General features: G+C 73.9%; 2 protein-coding genes. Both read right to left on the bottom strand.

What is annotated here, in order from left to right:
* Positions 1–636: SWIM zinc finger family protein (locus HV824_RS35475; RefSeq protein WP_176425239.1), on the bottom strand; the 636-nt coding region annotated here is incomplete at its 3' end.
* Positions 633–2639, bottom strand: coding sequence for a DEAD/DEAH box helicase (locus tag HV824_RS35470; protein WP_368738145.1), 2007 nt, complete (start codon positions 2637–2639; stop codon positions 633–635). The genes HV824_RS35475 and HV824_RS35470, both read right to left, overlap by 4 nt.
* Positions 2640–2682 lie beyond the last annotated feature (43 nt).

The raw sequence follows: 2682 nt of genomic DNA, 5'->3' as shown, positions 1-2682 counted from the left end.
GTCCTGGGCGAGGCGTTCGACAGGGACCCGTTCCTCCTGTTCGAGCTGCGCGGCCCGCAGCGCGCTCAGCACCTGCTCCTTCGTCCGGCCGCGCAGCTCGAACAGGAGGAACGGGTCCCTGTCGAACGCCTCGCCCAGGACGTAGTGCGTCGCGGCGACGTGCTTGCACGGGTCGCCCCAGTCCGGACACGAGCACGCGGTCATCAGCTCCTTGCGGTTTCGGGGGAAGAGGCTGCCCCCCGCCGCGAGGAAGACGTCGTCGATGGCCTGGGGCATCGTCCCCGCGAGCAGCTCCGCGGCGTACTGCGCCCTGCCCGCCATCCCCGCGATGGCCTTCTCCCAGACGCCCTCGTCGAGCTGCTTGAGCGTCAACGAGATGGCATAGGGCTTCGGGCGCGAGCCCGTCACCCGCGCGGTCACCTTGCCGCGCTGGACGACCAGGTCATGCGTGCGCCCCGCCCGCGCATACGTCCGCCCCCGGGACAGCCGCCCCGAGTCTCCGCCCAGGACGCGCTCCAGCGCCTCCAGCCACCGCTGGCCCCACCAGGTGGTGCCCGCCTTCTTCATCTTGATGCCATGCGCGGGCGGCGGGCGCTTCGGCGTGGACGGCCAGCCCCAGAAGTCCCTGCCGCTCATCGTGACACCGCCTTCTTCGCGCGCGTGCGGCCCTTCGAGCGCGGGGCGCGCGCGACGTCCCCGTCCTCCTCGCCTTCATCCGCGATGGCGCCCTCGGACAGGGAGAACAGCTCGCGCAGCGCGGCGGTGTCCAGCTCCGTCACCCAGTGCTCGCCCGTGCCCACGACGCTGTCGGCGAGCTGGCGCTTCTGGTCGAGCAGGCGGTCCACCTTCTCCTCGACGGTGCCCGCGCACACCAGCTTGTGGACCTGCACCGCGCGCGTCTGGCCAATGCGGTACGCGCGGTCCGTGGCCTGGTCCTCGACGGCGGGGTTCCACCAGCGGTCGTAATGGAAGACGTGGTTCGCCGCCGTCAGGTTGAGCCCCGTGCCCCCCGCCTTGACGGACAGCACGAAGACGCGCGGGCCGTGGGGCTCCTCCTGGAAGCGCCGCACCAGCTCATCGCGCGCCTTGCGGGACGTGCCGCCGTGCAGGAAGAGCACCTCGTGCCCCAGGCGCTCGGACAGGTGCGTCACCAGCTTGTCGCCCATCTCCCGGAACTGCGTGAAGACGAGCGCCTTGTCGCCAGCGGCCAGGGCCTCCTCCAGCATCTCCACCACGCGCGCCAGCTTCCCCGAGCGCCCCGGCAGGGGGCCGGACTCCCCCAGGTACTGCGCCGGGTGGTTGGCGATCTGCTTCGTGTACAGCAGCAGCGCCAGCACGCGGCCCCGGCGCTCCATGCCGTCGGCTTCCTCGATGCGCCGCAGCTCCTCGTCCACCACCGCCTTGTAGAGCGTGGCCTGCTCGCGCGTGAGCGTGCAGACGACCTTCATCTCGTTCTTGGCGGGCAGGTCGGAGATGATGGCCGGGTCGCTCTTGAGGCGGCGCAGGACGAAGGGGCTGACGAGGCGGCGCAGCCGGGCCGCGGCCTCCGGGTTGCCGTGGCGCTCGATGGGCAGCGCGAGCTCGCGCCGGAACGTCTCCAGCGGCCCCAGCAGGCCAGGGTTGGCGAACTCCAGGATGGACCACAGCTCCGCCAGGCGGTTCTCCACCGGCGTGCCGGTGAGCGCGAAGCGCTGGGTGGCGCGCAGCGCCCGGGCCGCGCGGGCGGTGGCGGACGCCGCGTTCTTGATGTTCTGCGCCTCGTCGAGCACCACCGCGCCCCACGCCACGCCCGCGAGCAGCGCGGCGTCCCGGCGCAGCAGGCCGTAGGTGGTGAGCACCACGGCCCCGGGCGCGCGAGGGAAGGCGCGCGCCGCGCGGGCCCGCTCGGCGCCGTAGTGGGGCGTCAGGCGCAGGGCGGGGGCGAAGCGGGCGACCTCGCGCTCCCAGTTGCCCACAACGGAGGTGGGGGCCACCAGCAGCGTGGGGCGCTGCTCGTCAGGCGCTTGTTCGAGCCGCCGCAGCAGGAAGGCCAGCACCTGCACCGTCTTGCCCAGGCCCATGTCGTCCGCCAGGCAGGCGCCCAGTCCCAGCGAGGCCAGCGTGTCCAGCCAGTGCAGGCCGCGCGCCTGGTAGGGCCGCAGCGTGGCGCGCAGCGCGCGCGGGGCGTCCTGGGCCGTGCTCCCGCCCTCGCGGAGCTGGCGCAGGCGCGCCTCCAGCGCCCCGGTGGCGAGCACGGTGACGGGGAGCCCGCCGTGGCGCGTCTCGCCGAGCAGGGACACGCGCACCGCCTCGCTCAGCGCCATGCGGCCGGGGCCCTGGGCGAGGTGACGCTGGATGGCGTCGAGCTCGTCGGGCGCCACCGCGACCCACTCGCCGCGGAAGCGCACCAGGGGCGCCTTGCGCCGGGCGAGCAGCGCCAGCTCCTGGGCGGTGAGCGGCTGGTCGCCCAGCACGGCGTCCCAGTCCACGCGCAGCAGCGCGTCCAGCCCGAGCCCGGCGGCGCCGCTGACCACCCCCGCGGCCTTCGTGCCCGCGCCCACGCGCATGCGCAGGCGGTGTCCTTCCGGCAGACGTGCGTGAAGGGCCCTGGTGCCCCCCGGTACCGTCCTCGGCCCATTGGAGTGGACCGGGAGAGACACGGTGGCGAGAGGCAGTATCGCAGCGGAGGAGTTGGAGGCGTTG

It is taken from the genome of Myxococcus sp. AM009 (genome assembly GCF_013372605.1).
GTDB lineage: Bacteria > Myxococcota > Myxococcia > Myxococcales > Myxococcaceae > Myxococcus > Myxococcus vastator.
This window is presented reverse-complemented; position numbering and strand designations above follow the sequence as displayed.